Origin of the sequence: Aliivibrio sp. SR45-2, assembly GCF_963890165.1 — a bacterium.
In the GTDB taxonomy this organism is placed as follows: Bacteria; Pseudomonadota; Gammaproteobacteria; order Enterobacterales; family Vibrionaceae; genus Aliivibrio; species Aliivibrio salmonicida.
Genome location: NZ_CAWPRC010000134.1, coordinates 1 through 226, shown reverse-complemented (window position 1 = coordinate 226; position 226 = coordinate 1). Strand labels below are relative to the sequence as shown.

The window sequence follows — 226 nt, the reverse complement described above, 5'->3', positions numbered from 1 at the left end:
TCACACAGATTGATTAGGTTAAAAAAGTAAAAAGCAATGGAAGGTGCCCAACACCTTCAAAATATCCAGTGTCCCGTTCGTCTAGAGGCCTAGGACACCGCCCTTTCACGGCGGTAACAGGGGTTCGACTCCCCTACGGGATACCATTGGGTCGTTAGCTCAGTTGGTAGAGCAGTTGACTTTTAATCAATTGGTCGCAGGTTCGAATCCTGCACGACCCACCATT

At 48.7% G+C, this 226-nt stretch carries 2 tRNA genes; both read left to right on the top strand.

From position 1 onward, the window contains the following. Positions 1–70 precede the first annotated feature (70 nt). Positions 71–146: transfer RNA gene (locus AACV33_RS06830), tRNA-Glu, on the top strand. A gap of 2 nt (positions 147–148) precedes the next feature. Beyond that, positions 149–224: transfer RNA gene (locus AACV33_RS06825), tRNA-Lys, on the top strand. Positions 225–226 lie beyond the last annotated feature (2 nt).